Raw genomic sequence first — 16,904 nt, forward strand, 5'->3', positions numbered from 1 at the left:
AATATCTTTATGTCTTCGGGTAATTAGCTTTAAAATTTGATATGCTTTACCTTTTGTTCCCCTTTTTCTCTGTTCCATTTTTCTATTTAGGAATTGGCGTCTTAGAACCATCTTAGAACCTAACGTTGGGGTCCGATAATAATGTGAAATTTATTTATTCATCTTTCGATATATTTACAGAAATTCAACAAATGACCGCGTCTCGTTTTAGTAATCCAAAGTTTCATTATCACGGAGCGTAATTATGCATAATAAATATATTCGCATTAATGATCACACAACAGTTGATAGGCGGCATGCGAAGGCAGTCAAACAGGCATTATTAACAGCAACTATATTGTTTTGCACATTTGTTACAGTTGGTTTAGGAAAGGCGGAAACTAATGTATCAAATGGCCATTTTTCCAGTCTGAGCGCTTCTAGTATAAATAAGCCTAACGGAGACATCGCAATCCCGATTGATATAAACAAATGTTTAGCTGATTTAATAAAATTCTTTGAAAAAAAAGACAACCATTTCCAAGATAAAAATGATAAAAAAAATATTTTGATTTCCTTAGAAGAATTAAATACAGCCAAAAAAAAACTATCCCCTGAAGGAGCTAAATTCGGAGAAGCCCTGCTTAACAATAAGGCATCGATTTATAAAACTTTATCTATAGTCAAAAATGAAAATTATTTTGGGTTGTCAAATAATAAACAACTTTCGCTACAAGACTTATATACTGCGGCCAACGCCTCTAAAAACAGAAAAAACCTCAGCCAAAAACAATTAAAAGCATTACAAAATTTTGAATCCGGAGTGAAAGCATACAAGACTGAAAAGGAAATTGAAACCGAACTAATAGCGTTATTTGCTAAAAAAGAAGATACTAGAAAGACATTAAACTATTTTGCTCATTTAGAAAAAGAAGGGCCTTTAAAAGGGCTACTGGTACCGAATCAAGACGTTTTCCCTCTACTTTATAGAGAAATGAAAGACAGCACGGCAGGAAGATGGAGAAATAAGAACTCCGGGTACTCAATTGATGATAACAGTTCAAAAAGCAGCACAAGAATATTCCACCAAAATCTAGCGAACGCACTTATTACCCTGGGTTACGGACAAGATCCTTCAGGAAATGCGAATACTGTGATCTCTGACAAAAACCCATATGGAATAAAGCTTGCCCTCAGGAAGTTTCAGCAGTCCAGAGAACTACCAGCTTCAGGCCTTTTCGACTTTGATACATGGAGAGCAATGATCAACGCCCTGGCAAAACAAATTCAACGAAATAAAATATCTAAAGTCTAACCCCAGCAGACAACAACGCCCCAGACAACCCTTGCTTACCAACGTCCGGAGCAATATGACTATCCTTTCATTTTAATTATATGTATAATATAAACAACAGCATATTAACTTTTACAAATAAACATATAGGACGGTGTTATTTGAAAGGCAATCATTGCCCCATTTCAGGGGTACCAGTTGATAGTAATTGTATTAGGCTAACAGCTCTTTTAATTTTTGCATGTACTTTACTGTACATAGTAACATTATATCCCGCAATAATTTTGTTTATTCTTATTGATTTCTTTATAAGAGCAGCAAAAATAGGCACAAGCCCGTTAGCAAGTATTAGTAAATTTATTTTATCATTATTTAAAATAGCCAGACAAAATGTCGACGCGGCACCAAAACTATTTGCTTCAAGAATAGGCTTGCTTTGTTGTATCATTATTCTTCTAAGTCACTTAATAAACAGCCATACTATCATATACATATTCTCGTTCACCCTTCTTATCTGTGCTTTTTTAGAATCATTTTTTAACTATTGCGTAGGCTGCAAAATATATTCCTTAATTAATTACCTGAAAGGTTACTTAGCGGGCTAATCAACTAATACCTATTGGTATGTTAATATTAGCTTCATCAATCTTAATCTCATATATTTAATCAATACCTTGTCAATGCGCATATCAACAACTGTTCTTACATTATATGTATAACGAGTGTACCTGCATATTTGTATGCTCCTGGTTAATCTACGATTGCCCTGTAAATCCCCTAAAGTTCAATATCCCTAGTCATATTTTAAATGATATAATACTATATTCACTAGATCATTTGTTACCCTCGGAGATAATTATGGAAAAAATCACATTAATTGCAACTGCAACCATGGGGCTGGAAAGTATTGTAGCCAGAGAGCTAAAATATCTGGGATACGGGAAAACGACTACTTCTGACGGCAAGGTAGAGCTGGAAGGAACGCTACAGGACATATGCACTCTAAACCTACGGCTAAGATGTGCAGAAAGAATCCTGATTAAGATTGGCGAGTTTGAAGCGACTACTTTCGATCAGCTATTTGATAGAACACAGGAACTTAACTGGAGTAAATTCATCCCAAGGAACGGGCAATTTCCAATTTCCAGAGTTACTTCAGTAAAATCGACGCTCTTTAGCAAGTCAGATTGCCAAAGTATTGTAAAAAAAGCTATTGTAAAAAATTTACAAAAATCCTATAACCTCGATCGTTTACCGGAAAATGGTCCGGCATATTCGATACAGCTGAGAATTCTCCGGGACATTGTTACTATTTCCATTGATACGAGCGGAGAAGGGTTACACAAACGGGGATACAGAACAGATACCAATATCGCACCGATAAAAGAAACGCTTGCAGCAGCACTAGTATTGCTAAGTGACTGGAAAGGAGGAGAAAAACCGCTCTTAGACCCTACCTGCGGCAGCGGTACAATTCTCATCGAAGCCGGAATGATAGCAAAGAATATCGCCCCTGGACTTAAACGAACATTCATATCAGAAAAATGGCCGCTATTACCGGGATCCCTCTGGACCGAAGAACGGGAAAAAGCACTGAAGGCTCAAAAGCTGGAGGCTCCATGCAAAATCTATGGTTCCGATATAAACGATAAAACATGCAGGGTCGCAAGGGAAAACGTCAAGAATGCCGGACTGGAAGAGAACGTTAGCATTCAAAAACTACCACTCACGGAAATTTCACCACCAAGCACCAACGGAACAATAATCTGTAATCCTCCCTATGGAGAACGTATTCAGGAAAAACAGGAAGCGGAATCTCTATCAATTGAAATGGGCAGGATATTTAGAAATACTTTCACTAACTGGTCATATTTTATAATTACACCTGATACCAATTTTGAAAAGCTATTCGGAAAAAAAGCAACAAGAAACAGAAAACTATTTAATGGTGGAATCAAATGCTACTATTATCAGTATTATTAAATTAACCTCAACCCCGATAAAGTCAAACCACAGGTTAATTTATTATGGCATCCTTTTTATCAGGTCCAACACCTTATTCATTATTCATTTCGCTTATCATAATAGTCTAAAATCCTATTAACACGCAACCAATTATATGTCTGCAATAATAACAACGGTACATTTATCATGCTGCCTAAAGCAATTAATCCAACATTCTTAACATTTGGCCCTACAGTAAAAAAAGTACTGGCAAGTAGCAATGAAGGAGCTATCCAGGTAACAGAATGCACTGTAAAATTATATTTAATTTGGTTCCTATATTGTAATAATCCTTCAATATTATTTGATGGCAGTTTGTATTGAGTTCTATTCAGCGTAGAGATTAATATTTTACCAAGTTTTTGTATTTGCATATTTTGTAACGATCTTTCTAACAGACCTGGTGGTGCAATCTGATTTTTGGCTCGGGCTTTTTCCTTAGTAAAAGGCACCTTATTCCACGGGGGCAACACAGGTACGGGATTAATATTGTCCCGTATAACGTTTTTTGGCAATGCCATAAGCTTCTTATTCATTTTTCATCCTCATATATATTTATTATAGTCGCCTGCTAAATATTACCGAAATCTGTCACCAGCTACCTTATATATGAAAAAATAGTTATTAATTTCTATAAATTATCTTGCCCTCAATCAATGTTTCATAAACATTAACTTCGTATAAGACTTTTTTCCGGGGTAAAAAGCGAGGAAGAACCGGATAGATCCAGCCTGACCATTTCGGTATACGCTTGACTTAGGGTACCACCTGTAATAACGTCCCCCCAAAAAGCAACACTCCGGAGTTGCAAAAAAAAAGGGGGGAGAAGTTCAGTGACAGAAATCGATGAGAGCAATAAGGAAACAAACCTGGCATTCTACCGAAAAGAACAGACCATAGAGATTGCAGTCTTTCTTTTCCTGATTATTCCGTCTATGACGCTTTCTTTATTTGCTGCGAGTCAAGGACCTAGCAGTTTTGTATTGACCGCCGTCGCAACTATTTTCCGGGATATGGCACTGGTAGCCCTGATAATATTTTTTGTCTGGCGAAACAGAGAATCGTTAGGAATGCTTGGCTTGGTATCCAGAAATGTATGGACCGAATTTGCAATTGGCGTTGGATTGTTCCTCCCTATGGTTTATTCGGCCGGATTGCTTATTCAAGCGTTAAAAGCTGCCGGATTTACTTCGCCATCTGCTCCGTTACCTGCGCTGCAAGCTACCGGAAGTATTTTCGAAATAATTCTGGGTACTATTCTGGTTGCCATTGTAGCGTTTTCTGAAGAAACTATTTTCCGGGGCTATTTGCTTCTTAGGTTCAACAATATTTTCTCCTCCAAACTTATGTCAGTTTTCCTGTCAGCATTTATTTTTTCATTGGGACATGGCTATGAAGGGACTGCAGGGATGGGGACCGTCGGGTATCTTGGTATTTTATTTGGACTGATCTATCTATGGCGAGGCAGCCTTATCGCCCCAATGGTGATGCACTTTCTGCTGGATTTCATCGGACTTATCCTCTTCCCGTTATTGGGAGGGAAATAGCTGCGATTCTAAAAACTCAATTTATACTTTCCTGTCTTCCAGACCTCTTCGTGAGCCATAACTGATTGCGTAGAACTTCGTAAACTCTGCACCTAATAAAATAATCTGGGATGCGTAATAGATCCACAGCAAAATAACCACGATGGATGCTGCTGCTCCGTAAGTAGAGCTAACGCCACTGCTGCCAAGGTAAAACCCGATAAGGAACTTACCGATAGTAAAGAGTAGCGAAGTAATGAATGCACCAACCCATACGTCCCGCCACTCGATATCAACGACGTCAGGGAGATACTTAAAGATCAAGGCAAAGAAAATCGTAATTATTCCGAGAGAAATAACGAAATTTAAAATAAATAATAACACATCAGCGCCGGGAAACAGTCCGCTGAGGTAACTATTAAAAGCAGAAAGAGCAGCGCTGATTAAGAGTGACACCAGGAGCAGAAATCCCAGGCTTAGGACCAGACCGAAGGAAAGCACACGCTTTTTAATCGTTCCCCATATTCCTCCGCCTGATTCTTCTGGTCTAATCCCCCAAACAATGTTGAGCGCACTTTGCAGTTGCAGGAAAACTGCGGAAGCACCAAGGAGCAACGTAGCAAAGCCAATAATCGTAGCAAAAATACTGGCTGAAGGCTGTTTTTGTGTATGAATGAGCATATCCTGGATTACACCGGAACCTTGTTTTCCTATGAGGACCGAAATCTGCTGCACGACCTGTCCTTGTACAGCTTCCTTTCCAAAGACCAGACCTGCAATTGCGACAGCAATTAACAATAACGGTGCCAAAGAAAAAAAAGTGTAAAAAGACAATGCAGCTGCAAACATGCTTGAATTGTCCTTACTCCATCCCGAGAAGGTCTCTTTTATGACCGTCCAAAATTTCTTCATGTAACATCACCTCTCTTCTCGATGAGAATAATTCCTTGATATGTATTTTCAACCGATTATTTAGTTTTATTGAGGAAAATTGTCAATCCTGTTATTAACAGATTAATACATCAGAAAGGATATGCCTGACTCTCACCAAAAGAATAAAGTAGTATCCAATCTCAAATTAAACAATAATAGTAATTTTTAAAAAAAAGAAAGGAGTGTCGCGGCTGAGCTCAATATGTTCATAGCTGCATTGGTTATGTAGGGGGCTTTTTTATATCCTCATGATGACAGTTGAAACTTCGGCAGTTACCTCTCTCCTAGGAACGATGACCGGTCTTACTAAAATCCCAACACTATTCGCATTAAGATCATTCATATATAATTGAGCCATGGAAAAAACCTGCGATGTAATAATAATCGGGGCCGGGCCGGCTGGAGCACAGGCTGCCTATAATTTTGCCAAAAATGGCTTTGAAACTATCATCCTCGAAAAACAATCTTTGAACAGGGAAAAAATCTGCGGCGGCGGCATCTTCGTCCAGGAAATAGTCGAATTCGGACCGCTGCCTGACCAGGTTATCGAGCGCTCAATCCGTACATTACGGTTCAACTCGCCACATTATAGCCGGAACGTTCATTTACCGGACAATATGCCGGCAGGAGTAATTGTCAAACGTGGTCTCTACGACTGCTATTTACAGGAACAAGCAGCTAAAGCAGGCGCGCGATTCTGCGAGCTGGCTTCGGTTATCGACATCAATTACAGAAAAAACGCAGTTGAAGTTCAAGTCAGCACAAAGGAAAAAACCTCAACGATCAAGGCCCGCTTATTAATCGATGCCAGTGGCTGGTCGTCCCTGGTTGCCAAGAAGAGTAACAGAGCTATGAACCCAACGGACTATATTGCTGCCTACAAATGCTGGCTCGAAATGCCGCAAGCTTCGATAAACGAACATTATGGCGATTCGATTGAATTCTTTTTTAATTCTGAAATTATACCGGATGGCTATATCTGGATATTTCCCAAAAGAGACATCCTGGATGTCGGCATCGGCTGTCTAGCATCTAATGTGCAGCAGAAAAAAATCAATTTAAAAACCGCACTCAGCACTTTTATTCAAAACCACCCTCTCTTGAAAAAAGCAGCCCTGACTCATAGCCAAGGCGGGTGGATCCCTTGCCGAATACACCCTTCTCTCGTTTATGACAGAACACTACTGGTAGGGGATGCCGGAGGAATTTCCAGCCCTTTACACGGTGGCGGGATCTATTATGCCAGATATTCCGGAAAATGGGCGGCTCATTATGGGTCACAATATCTCCTTACCAACCAAAAAGAGCATTTAGCAGATTACGAAAGCAAAATGATAAGCGAGCTCTACGAGAAAGACTTCAAATGGGACGAAAGAATGCGCCCGTTTTTAGGCGATAACGAACTAGTGGACTTGCTGGTCAATTCAAGGCATAAAAATGTTGACAGATTTTTTGTCGACCTCTTTACCGGAACTGTTCCACATAAAAAGGTCTATAAGTTAATCATCGAAACAATGCAGGAAATTATTGCCACAGAGAATCCAATCATACAGAAAGATGATAAACGAACGTATATCCCGGTTCCCTCGCACTTAACGATTGACGCGTTCCATGGAATTAAGCCTAAACGGATACTATTAGCTATCTCGTACTGCTTAAAAAGCAACCTCTGCCCTGCCGGGAAGTTCAGCGATAAATGCATCCAATGCAAGCTCTGTCCGGTATCTGAGCTGATTGATCTGGCACAGCAGCATAGCCTCACTCATTATATTGTAACGACAAGCGGCAGCTTCATGAATTATTTAGACCATAACCATACAGGCTTCGATAGGTTATTGGCGATTTCCTGCTCTACCGTCGCAAACAAGATAGCGTTATTGGTAAACAGAAAATATCGTTTGGAAGGATACACCATTATTCTAGGCGGCGAAGTCTGCACAACCGAAAAAGACTACAGCCATAGCGAAAATGGCAGCAAACATTCTCAGACATGCTTAGACATGCCTATCATGACAGAGTTATTATCAGATATCGCACATGTAACCGCAAAATAATCTTGATGAGTGAAGCAAACCAATTTCTTAAAACTTGATTTTTGAGGAAAAAGAGAGTATCGTTATCGCAGGTTTTCTCAAAATGAAATATACATCGACCTTTCACGATATTAATTATTCAAAAGCACTTATCGCCGACTTAAAAGCCGAAACGCATAAAGACAGGCACTACCACTTCATGGAATTCTGTGGCGGACATACCCACAGTATTTTTCGATTCGGATTAGAAAGTATTCTTCCTGATCAGATTAAAATGATCCACGGACCAGGCTGTCCGGTTTGCGTTTTGCCTATCGGCAGATTGGACATGGCAATTAAGCTAGCCCAAGAAAAAAACATTATCCTCTGTTCATATGGTGACATGATGAGAGTTCCGGGTTCAAAAAAAACAAGTTTGCTCCATGAAAAAGCCAAGGGCGCAGATGTGAGAATGGTCTACTCGTGCCTGGAAACTATTCAAATCGCACAGGAGAACCCTGAACAAGAGGTTGTTTTCTTTGCAATCGGTTTCGAGACCACAACTCCACCAACAGCAGTAGTGCTCAAACAGGCAGAAAGTCTTGGACTGAAAAACTTCAGTGTTTTTTGCAATCATGTCCTAACCCCGTCAGCTATCCAGAATATCCTTGAATCACGCGATGTGCGTGAACTTGACTCGGTCCCGCTCGACGGATTTGTTGGTCCGGGCCATGTCAGCGCTGTTATCGGAAGCCAGCCATTCGAGTTCTTTGCACAAGAATACCAGAAGCCTGTTGCTATTGCGGGCTTCGAGGCGGGAGACCTGCTTGAAGCGGTCCTAATGCTCGTCAGACAGGTAAATGAAGGCCGACACGAAGTTGAAAATGCATATCCCCGGCTGGTTACCAGAGAAGGGAATATCAAAGCGAAACAACTCGTCGCAGAAACATTCGAACTACGCAAAGTGTTTGAATGGCGCGGATTAGGTCAGGTACCTTATAGCGCATTACGTATCAAGGCACAATTTGAAAATTTCGACGCCGAAACCAAGTTCCAAATGCAACCGATCAGTTCCCCCGATCACAAAGGCTGCGAATGCGGCACTATACTTCGAGGATTGAAACTGCCGACTGAATGCAAACTATTCGGCAAGCTCTGTACACCTGAGTATCCGGTTGGCTCGTGCATGGTTTCCCATGAAGGCGCCTGCGCGGCGTATTTTAGATATGCTACCCATCTAAATAAATGAAAATATTATTTCTTACCCATAGTTTTAATAGTTTAGCCCAACGACTTTTTGTGGAACTCAAAAAACACGGGCACGAAATGTCTATTGAATTCGATATCAACGATTCCGTTTCAGTTAAAGCAACGGAACTGTTCCAACCTGACATTATCGTAGCTCCCTTCCTTAAGCGTGCTATTCCTGAAACTATCTGGAAAAACTATATTTGCCTGGTAGTTCATCCCGGAATCAAGGGAGACCGTGGCCCTTCAGCGCTTGACTGGGCAATAATGAACAGTGAAAGCGAATGGGGAATTACAGTCCTCCAGGCAAACGCCGAAATGGACGGCGGAGATATTTGGGCCACACGCACGTTCCCGCTGCGTAAAGCCTCAAAAAGCAGTATCTACCGGAATGAAGTAACCGAAGCAGCCGTAACAGCCATTTTGGAGTCACTTGAAAAATTCGAACAAGGAGATTTCGTCCCTGCCCCGCTCGACTATAATAAGAATGAAATACGCGGGCAGTTTCATCCGTTGATGAAACAATCCGATCGCGCAATTGATTGGAAAAACGATACAGCCCAGCGTATTGTACAGAAAATCCGTTCCGGAGATGGCGTGCCGGGCACGCTTGGCACGATTGCAGGTCTGGTTTGTTACTTATATAATGCCTGTGAAGACCTGACTATGCAAGGGACTCCAGGCAAAATCATTGCTCACCGTAATGGGGCAATCTGCGTCGCTGCCATTAACGGCGGTGTCTGGATAACCCATATGCGAATTGATTCGGGTGAACGAGGATTCAAGCTTCCGGCGACAATGGTCCTTGGTGATCGGCTACAAGGAATTCCGGAGTTTCCTGAACCAACCGAGTACGGCGTGAGCATCGACAGTTTCCAGGGGATCTCGTACCAGGAAACCGATGGCGTTGGATATCTGGCATTTAACTTTTATAATGGGGCGATGAATACACACCAATGCCAACAATTATTACAAGCCTACCGCATCATAAAAAAAAGGAATATTAGAGTAATCGTGTTAATGGGCGGGATAGATTTCTGGTCGAACGGTATTCATCTTAATTGTATTGAAGCTGCACCATGTCCGGCGGACGAATCACTAAACAACATTGAAGCAATTAACGATATTGTAAGGGAAATCATTCTTACAGAGGACCAGATTACTATCTCGGCGCTACGGGGAAATGCCGGTGCAGGCGGCGTATTCATGGCCCTCGCCTGTGATCATGTATGGGCCCGGGAAGGAATTATCCTTAACCCCCATTACAAGAATATCGGCAATTTATTTGGTTCCGAATATTGGACATACCTGCTTCCCAAACGAGTTGGTCTAGACAAAGCCGGAGAGATTATGTCGAACAGACTCCCGATTGGCACACAAGAAGCAATTGACGCAGGGCTAATAGATGTGACGTTAAGTACCACACAGGAAACATTCCGGGAAGAAATAACAGCACAGGCAAAATCACTGGCTACCGGTCCTGCCTGGGAGGAAAAACTAAAAATAAAACTTGCCCGCCGGGCTGCAGATGAAACAAATAAACCCTTGGAGCGCTACAGAAAAGAAGAACTGGCCCGCATGAAGCTCAACTTTTACGGATTTGATCCGAGCTATCATGTAGCGCGCTACAACTTTGTCCATAAAATACCGAAATCCCGTACCCCCTTGCATCTGGCAATCCATCGAGACAGATAATAAAAAAACTGTTATTATAGCCAGATTAATTATAGAAAAAGCAACTAAGAGAAAGGTTACGAATTATATGTCTGAAATTAGTGAAAAGGATTGGATAATCTATTGCGATGGCAATAATATGCAATTGAAAAGTTTTGCCGGGCTGCACAAGAATAGCTACAACATAATATTATGTCCGTCCGGGAAAGAGGCGATAGAACAATTCAGGGTAAATATAGGCAAAATCAAGACAGTCCTTTTGGATATTAATCTGCCCGACATGTCAGGTCTCGACGTTTTTGATGAGATAAAAAGAATGAGTTACGATATCCCGGTTATTCTGACAACTGCTGACCAGTCAGAAGCCAATGAACTAAGCGTATGGAGAAAATACCGGCCATTTAGCTATATCCTAAAAAACACATCTGCAGCACCTGAGTTTATTAAGGCCACGCTTTCAACCGCAATTGACGGATATAACCAACGATTAGCAGTAGAGAGGTTCAGAGAATCCGAAACCATTAGCACCGTGACCCAAAAACTACATAAACAGCATGAAAAACAAATTAAAGAACTCCAGAAAGCTGCGCTATAATTTCCATCATAGTAAGAAGCATGGCTTTTCGGTTCTAAGGTACAAGAAAAAGATCTATTCATAGAAAAAAAAATGTACAAAGAAATCCAAGCAAAAACCGCTCTTCACAAACTAAACAGCGACTACCTACCCTTTAATTGGGACCTCAACATCTACCGGGGCTGCGGACATCGCTGCCAATACTGTTTCGCGTTATATTCACACAAGTACCTGGAATCTACAGACTATTTCGGTGATATACACGTAAAAACAGATATCGCCCAAGTACTCGAACAGAAAATTTGTAAGAAGAGCTGGAAAAAGGATATTATCAATCTCGGAGGAGTAACCGATTCCTATCAACCGGCAGAAACACAATACAGACTAATGCCCGATATCTGGAAGCTGCTCATCAAATACAGGACCCCCGCTATAATCTCAACCAAATCAGCCTTGATCATGCGCGACATTGACCTCATAGCTGAATTATCACAGATTACCCCGGTAAGCATTGCCGCGACGATCATAACCACCGATGAAAACCTCCAAAAGCTGGTGGAACCCGGAGCTAGCAGCATCAACGATAGATTCGAAATGCTAAAAAAAATGAAAGAAAAAACTAATGTCAGCATCGGCATTCACATGATGCCGATATTGCCAATATTAACTGATAGCATGGAGAATCTTGAAGAAATATTTAAAAAAGCAAAAAGCATAAGCGTCGACTATATTATTACCAGTTCTTTAAATCTGTATACTGAAACCAGAAAAAACTATTTCGGGTTTTTATCACGGCAATTCCCTGACATCCTCCCTGCCTATCAAGATATTTTCTCAAAAAAACAAAATTTTTCTGTTTACAAAAAAGAGCTCTACGAAAAACTAAAGAAACTAAGAAATAAATATCAAATACCCAGCCATTCAAAGATCTTCGACAGGAAATTCGAAAGGGAAACCCATCAGCTTTCGCTTTTTTGAAATAGTGGATTGCTCACAGTTGATCGAGAACGCACGCCGATGCATTATTGACGTTAACTATTATTTGAACTATACTTTGTGGTACGTAAACTTATCACAAGAAACAAATCTCGGTCAATAAAAGCAAATATTTCTCAGGCGCATTATAAAATATATAGTTTATAAAAAAGGATATTACCATGCAAAACAACAATAAGTGTCAGTCTCTCTCACTTGAAAGCCAGCTCAAAGAACATTTCGGGTTCAACAGTTTCAGGCCATACCAGAAAGAGGTTGTTTCACTGATAATGGAGGGAAAGGATTTAGTTGCCATATTGCCTACCGGGTCCGGTAAATCGCTGTGTTACCAGCTGCCAGCAGTTTTAATGCCCGGCACTGCTATCGTAGTATCTCCATTGATAGCCCTGATGCAAGACCAGGTGAAAGGCCTTGAAAAAAACAACATTAAGGTCGCCTATATTAACAGCAGTTTGAGCAACCGGGAGATCAACGGGATACTGGCAAATCTAAAAGAGTACAAGCTGCTCTACATAGCGCCGGAACGTTTCTCTTCCCAGTATTTTGATGAGATTATCAGTAACGCGGCAATTTCGTTTATCGTTGTTGACGAGGCGCACTGTATATCACAATGGGGCCATTCTTTCAGACCGGAATATCGAAATCTCTCAATATTAAAAGAAAAATTCCCGGCAAAGCCCATTGTTGCTTTCACTGCCACCGCTACACTCCATGTAGAGGCTGACATTATCGAACAGCTCAGACTTAATCACCCGGCACTCGTAAAGGGAAGCTTTGATCGCCCTAATCTCACATTGAGAATTAATGAACGTCTCGATAAAACTTCACAGCTGCTGGAGTTTTTGAATGCCCATAAGGATGATTCCGGAATAATCTATACAGCAACCAGGCAAAAAGCCGAAGACGTCTGTGCATTGCTGCTCAGCAAAGGCTATCTTGCCGAAAAATACCATGCGGGAATGAATAATGAAGACCGTTACAACGCCCAGAACAGGTTCATTAAGGATGAATCACGGATTATCGTAGCAACCGTTGCTTTTGGCATGGGTATTGATAAGCCTGATGTACGTTTCGTGCTGCATCTGGAAATGCCTAAAAATATCGAACAGTATTACCAGGAAATCGGCAGGGCTGGGCGTGACGGACTACCCGCTGAATGCCTTATGCTCTATTCTTCTGCTGACGTGGTTATCTACAAAAAATTCATGATGGATAACCTTGACCCTCAGGTCAAACTGCAATTACAAAGAAAACTCGATCAGATTTTTGCTATGTGCATGTCGCTTAATTGCCATCGGAAAGACATTCTCAGTTATTTCGGTTCTGAATATTTAGAGGATAATTGCGGTAACTGCGGGAATTGCCTCAATGAAGTTGAAAAGATCGACGGCACATTAATCGCGCAAAAAATTCTCTCCTGTGTTGCCCGGCTCAGGCAGCAGTACGGCATAAATTATGTCATCGAAGTCTTATCCGGGTCAAAAAAAAAAGAGATATTTGAGCGGGGCCATGAAGAACTCAGTGTCTACAATCTAATGCCTGAATTTAATAAGAACCAATTGCGGCATTATATCCATTCGCTGATCAATATGGGATATTTAGTCGTAGAAGGTGAATATCCGGTTCTCAGATTAACCCCAGGTTCTAAGGAGGTTCTTGCCGGAGCCCGCACAGTTTACTTTAAGCATATAGTTGCCCGCAAAGAAAAAAAGAAAGCAAAAGTCTATGGGGCTGCGTGTGATCCGGTATTGTTCGATAGCCTTCGCGCAGTACGCCTGAACTATGCACGAAAAGAACATGTCCCGCCGTTCTGTATTTTCGGGGATAAAACGCTGATCGAAATGTGTACATTCTTTCCGCAAAATATTGACGAGATGCTCTCAATCAACGGAGTTGGTAGCGTTAAGGCAGACAAATATGCTACAGGTTTCATAGAAGTGATCCAGGAATACTGCTCGACAAATAATATAGCAAAAAATCACACCTCCCCTGCCTTTACGCCTGCCCGGGTTAAAGAAAAGCCGGAATTGAGCCGCAAAACGGAAGAAATTGCAGCCTATTTAGACTCAGGACATACCGTGCCGCAGGTTTGCGAAAAATTCGGACTTAAAGAGCCAACAATTTTAGAACATTTATACAAACACGTTCTACTCGGAAACAAAATAAAAACAGAGGCCCTCAACTCTTTTTTAACCCTGTCAGAACAAGAAACGAAAAATGCTTTCGCGGCATATACCAAGTTTGGCACAGAACGACTGAAGCCTGCCTTTGATTATCTGGAGCAAAAAGTGAGTTATGATGACTTGAAGATAGTCAGAATATGTTTCGTAAATAACCTGCTCAAATAACCCAACGTAAGCGCCACCAAGGTTATTTGAAGCTAACACCCAGGGCTGCTGAAATAAACATAGTCCCGGCAAGATATCTGTCTTTCAGATGCGTTCCGAGTTGGAGCATAGCATAGCTATTATCATCTTTCTCGAAAACGTTCTTCATTATGTATACTCCAGACAGCTTTCTGCTTGAATAGGCACTACTCGAGACCTTGTTAACAAAATAATTGATTCCAGCTATAGCATTGCCGAATTCGTTCAGCAGATAGACTTCCTGAACTTGGGTACTGTCACATCCTTTTGTGATAGCCCCGGACTGAGGGTCGATATAATATCCTGAATAAAACATATCACAATAAGCGCAGACATATGAATAGGAGAAGATAATTGAGTTCAGTTTTGCCCGGAGAGAAGGAGTAATTGCTGCCCGGACACCAACTCTATCCTTTGCCTTAATCGCGGTTTTAGCCGTATTATCAAACCCGCTGTCAGGTCCGGCAACAGAATAGAACCCATAGCCAAAGGTTGTATAAATCAGATATGGTCCGGCAACTGCCGAAATGCCAAAAAAAGGATAGGGCTCGTAATTACAAAAAATCCCGCACCATTCATCAGTGGGAGTTAATAAATTGCGAACGCCAAGTTCCACTTTGCTGTTATTCCATATATCAGAATTCGCCGTCGCTGAGCTAATTTGATAATAAAGTCGTGAATTAAGTGCTAACGCCGGTGGATTATACGCACCATAGACTGCATGCTCTGTAATCATCTTTTCCTGAGAATAGGCGTGGCATGCGGATAAAAGCACAAATAGACTCATTAAGGCCATTAATTTTGACATACAAGGACACCTCAAAGGATTGTTATTAAACTATTATTATAGATAGGTTACTTTCTATTTATTTTCTAACTATAACATATTTATGATAGACTGCAGCATAGCTAAAAACTATAAAAAATATCGATTGTCAGATTTCTTCATTTGAAACATTTGCCATTCGAGATTACAATAGCAGTTGTGATGTAAAATTTTTTACTACACTTAAATCAATGTGCCTCTTGAAAAATATACATCACTACCCTGCCAATCACACTATTTACACAATTGTGAGGATATAATATTGTTACAGCCATTAAAAAACCATAAAAAAGAGCTGCTATTATTTATTGCCGGAATTGCACTCATCGGGTTTGGAGAAAGCATTGTCAATTCTACCCTGAATAATTTCTTAAACGATACGTATAAGATCTCAAGCATCCAGCGCACGCTTTTGGAGTTCCCACGAGAACTGCCCGGTTTTCTGGTAGCTTTTATTTCTGCGGCACTCTTCTTCCTTCGAAGCCGAAGGCTCGCAGTACTCGCCGGCTTACTCGGGAGTATGGGACTTTTACTGATGGCTTTTTTCCCAACCACATTTTCAATTTTCTTTATCTGGATATTTTTCTTTAGTGCCGGACAGCATTTGCTTCTGCCGCTTACCAGCAGCATCGGCATGGAACTCGCACATTCAGGTCAGGACGGGAAACGGCTCGGACAAGTTAATAGTATCAGGAACTTCGCCACTATCATCGGCAGTTTCTTCATTCTCCTGGGATTCAAATACCTCCATCTGAACTACATGGCTTCCTTCATAATTGCGGCATTCGTCTATCTTGCTTCTGCGATTTTCTTCTATTTGATGGACCCCGGGAAATCACACCCGCCCGCGCTCCGCTTAAAATTACATAAAGAATATAAACTCTACTATTGGCTTGCGGTCCTGTTTGGAACCCGGAAACAGATTTTTTTGACCTTCGCACCGTGGGTCCTGGTAACGGTCTTCCACAAACCCATAACGGTTATTGCAACCCTTCTAACGATCGGAGGGATCGCGGGAATTGCCTTCCAGCCGTTGCTAGGCAAAGCCATCGACAAATTAGGAGAAAAAACGGTCCTGATACTGGAAGCCGTCTTGCTGATTTTCGTCTGCTTCGGGTACGGTTTCGCAAAAGACATTTTTTCGGAAAATGTCGCATTTATTACTGTTTCGATCCTGTTTGTCGTCGACCAACTACTGATGTCTGTCAATATGGCACGGGCAACATATCTCAAGAAAATCGCCATACACCCGGACCACATCACCCCGACTCTCACGATGTCCGTTACAATAGATCATATTTTCTCTATCTCAGTGGCCATTCTTGGCGGGCTACTATGGATGAAAGTCGGATTTCAGTATGTATTCCTTTTCGGAAGCTTCATCGCGATTCTTAACTTTATATCAGCGCTACAGATACGTATTCCAAAAAAAGAACAAATATCAGCTCAAATAACGTAAAAATAATTAATAT

Annotated in this window: 14 protein-coding genes; 11 read left to right on the top strand and 3 right to left on the bottom strand. The window is 41.2% G+C overall.

Features of this window, described 5'->3' with window-relative positions:
- Positions 1 to 244: 244 nt before the first annotated feature.
- The 3 genes from DKM50_05040 to DKM50_05050 all read left to right on the top strand — a co-directional run bounded on the left by DKM50_05040 (position 245) and on the right by DKM50_05050 (position 3,256).
- The gene (locus tag DKM50_05040; GenBank protein PZM81901.1) at positions 245 to 1,294 is read left to right on the top strand and encodes a hypothetical protein; all 1,050 of its coding nucleotides are present in this window, start codon (positions 245 to 247) and stop codon (positions 1,292 to 1,294) included.
- Between the two features lie 80 nt (positions 1,295 to 1,374).
- Positions 1,375 to 1,878, top strand: coding sequence for a hypothetical protein (locus DKM50_05045; GenBank protein PZM81902.1), 504 nt, complete (start codon positions 1,375 to 1,377; stop codon positions 1,876 to 1,878).
- 253 nt (positions 1,879 to 2,131) lie between these two features.
- A complete protein-coding gene (locus DKM50_05050; protein PZM81903.1) occupies positions 2,132 to 3,256 on the top strand; it encodes a class I SAM-dependent RNA methyltransferase in 1,125 nt (374 codons plus the stop codon).
- Positions 3,257 to 3,336: 80 nt separating this feature from the next.
- Here the strand turns inward: DKM50_05050 and DKM50_05055 are convergent, their stop codons facing one another.
- Entirely contained in the window at positions 3,337 to 3,813 is a 477-nt protein-coding gene (locus tag DKM50_05055) for a hypothetical protein (protein PZM81904.1), read from the bottom strand.
- A 297-nt stretch (positions 3,814 to 4,110) separates the two neighbouring features.
- On the opposite strand from DKM50_05055, the gene DKM50_05060 reads away from it, so the two are divergent.
- Positions 4,111 to 4,824, top strand: coding sequence for a hypothetical protein (locus tag DKM50_05060; GenBank protein ID PZM81905.1), 714 nt, complete (start codon positions 4,111 to 4,113; stop codon positions 4,822 to 4,824).
- 21 nt (positions 4,825 to 4,845) lie between these two features.
- On the opposite strand, the gene DKM50_05065 is transcribed toward DKM50_05060, so the two are convergent.
- On the bottom strand, positions 4,846 to 5,715 hold the full coding sequence (locus DKM50_05065; GenBank protein ID PZM81906.1) for a ribonuclease BN: 870 nt from the start codon (positions 5,713 to 5,715) through the stop codon (positions 4,846 to 4,848).
- Between the two features lie 377 nt (positions 5,716 to 6,092).
- Here DKM50_05065 and DKM50_05070 point away from each other — a divergent pair, with 377 nt between their 5' ends.
- From DKM50_05070 to recQ, 6 genes are all read left to right on the top strand, one after another.
- Positions 6,093 to 7,790 (top strand): hypothetical protein, encoded by a 1,698-nt coding sequence (locus tag DKM50_05070; protein ID PZM81907.1) that lies wholly within the window; start codon positions 6,093 to 6,095, stop codon positions 7,788 to 7,790.
- Between the two features lie 82 nt (positions 7,791 to 7,872).
- Positions 7,873 to 8,997 carry a hydrogenase formation protein HypD gene (locus DKM50_05075; GenBank protein PZM81908.1) on the top strand — a complete coding sequence of 375 codons (1,125 nt, stop codon included), beginning with the start codon at positions 7,873 to 7,875 and terminating at the stop codon, positions 8,995 to 8,997.
- Positions 8,994 to 10,691, top strand: a complete 1,698-nt coding sequence (locus DKM50_05080) for a hydrogenase maturation protein (protein ID PZM81909.1) — start codon at positions 8,994 to 8,996, stop codon at positions 10,689 to 10,691. The genes DKM50_05075 and DKM50_05080 overlap by 4 nt, the downstream gene beginning before the upstream one ends.
- Positions 10,692 to 10,758: 67 nt before the next feature.
- Entirely contained in the window at positions 10,759 to 11,265 is a 507-nt protein-coding gene (locus tag DKM50_05085; protein PZM81910.1) for a hypothetical protein, read from the top strand.
- Positions 11,266 to 11,337: 72 nt separating this feature from the next.
- On the top strand, positions 11,338 to 12,222 hold the full coding sequence (locus DKM50_05090; GenBank protein ID PZM81911.1) for a radical SAM protein: 885 nt from the start codon (positions 11,338 to 11,340) through the stop codon (positions 12,220 to 12,222).
- 179 nt (positions 12,223 to 12,401) lie between these two features.
- Positions 12,402 to 14,588: a DNA helicase RecQ gene (gene recQ, locus DKM50_05095; protein ID PZM81912.1), complete on the top strand. Its 2,187-nt coding sequence runs from the start codon at positions 12,402 to 12,404 to the stop codon at positions 14,586 to 14,588.
- A 22-nt stretch (positions 14,589 to 14,610) separates the two neighbouring features.
- Here the strand turns inward: recQ and DKM50_05100 are convergent, their stop codons facing one another.
- Positions 14,611 to 15,414, bottom strand: coding sequence for a hypothetical protein (locus tag DKM50_05100; protein ID PZM81913.1), 804 nt, complete (start codon positions 15,412 to 15,414; stop codon positions 14,611 to 14,613).
- Between the two features lie 205 nt (positions 15,415 to 15,619).
- Here DKM50_05100 and DKM50_05105 point away from each other — a divergent pair, with 205 nt between their 5' ends.
- Positions 15,620 to 16,891 carry an MFS transporter gene (locus DKM50_05105; protein ID PZM81914.1) on the top strand — a complete coding sequence of 424 codons (1,272 nt, stop codon included), beginning with the start codon at positions 15,620 to 15,622 and terminating at the stop codon, positions 16,889 to 16,891.
- The last annotated feature ends 13 nt before the right edge of the window (positions 16,892 to 16,904 follow it).

Source organism: Candidatus Margulisiibacteriota bacterium (genome assembly GCA_003242895.1).
Classification (GTDB): domain Bacteria; phylum Margulisbacteria; class Riflemargulisbacteria; order GWF2-39-127; family GWF2-39-127; genus GWF2-39-127.

Coding starts and splice junctions, on each gene's coding strand:
- DKM50_05040 (PZM81901.1), top strand. CDS start 245: ATGCATAATAAATATATTCGCATTAATGATCACACAACAGTTGATAGG.
- DKM50_05045 (PZM81902.1), top strand. CDS start 1,375: ATGTATAATATAAACAACAGCATATTAACTTTTACAAATAAACATATA.
- DKM50_05050 (PZM81903.1), top strand. CDS start 2,132: ATGGAAAAAATCACATTAATTGCAACTGCAACCATGGGGCTGGAAAGT.
- DKM50_05055 (PZM81904.1), bottom strand. CDS start 3,813: ATGAATAAGAAGCTTATGGCATTGCCAAAAAACGTTATACGGGACAAT.
- DKM50_05065 (PZM81906.1), bottom strand. CDS start 5,715: ATGAAGAAATTTTGGACGGTCATAAAAGAGACCTTCTCGGGATGGAGT.
- DKM50_05070 (PZM81907.1), top strand. CDS start 6,093: ATGGAAAAAACCTGCGATGTAATAATAATCGGGGCCGGGCCGGCTGGA.
- DKM50_05075 (PZM81908.1), top strand. CDS start 7,873: ATGAAATATACATCGACCTTTCACGATATTAATTATTCAAAAGCACTT.
- DKM50_05080 (PZM81909.1), top strand. CDS start 8,994: ATGAAAATATTATTTCTTACCCATAGTTTTAATAGTTTAGCCCAACGA.
- DKM50_05085 (PZM81910.1), top strand. CDS start 10,759: ATGTCTGAAATTAGTGAAAAGGATTGGATAATCTATTGCGATGGCAAT.
- DKM50_05090 (PZM81911.1), top strand. CDS start 11,338: ATGTACAAAGAAATCCAAGCAAAAACCGCTCTTCACAAACTAAACAGC.
- recQ (PZM81912.1), top strand. CDS start 12,402: ATGCAAAACAACAATAAGTGTCAGTCTCTCTCACTTGAAAGCCAGCTC.
- DKM50_05100 (PZM81913.1), bottom strand. CDS start 15,414: ATGTCAAAATTAATGGCCTTAATGAGTCTATTTGTGCTTTTATCCGCA.